Genomic DNA, 250 nt, shown 5'->3' on the forward strand with positions numbered 1-250 from the left:
CCAGGCGACCGGGAGGCGACGCGTCGGCGCGGTCGTCCCGTCCGTCCACGGCATGTAGGTCCAGCACCAGGCGTACAGGAGCACGCCCGCACCGCCGCAGAGCGTCAGGGCGACGAACAGCGCCCGCACCAGCCCGACGCGCACACCGAGGTGGCGTGCGTGTCCGGCGCTCACCCCGGTCACGAGGGCGTCGCGGTCGCGGGTCAGTGCCGGGCGCACGGTCGCCGGCGCGGTGCCGGGGAGCGTGGAG

General features: G+C 76.8%; 1 protein-coding gene. It reads right to left on the reverse strand.

The annotated features are described in order from the left end of the window. The coding region (locus KVS71_RS18050; protein ID WP_306663929.1) for a PspC domain-containing protein at window positions 1–250 on the reverse strand (250 nt) is incomplete at both ends.

Source organism: Microbacterium sp. GbtcB4 (genome assembly GCF_019091465.1).
Taxonomy (GTDB): domain Bacteria; phylum Actinomycetota; class Actinomycetes; order Actinomycetales; family Microbacteriaceae; genus Microbacterium; species Microbacterium paraoxydans.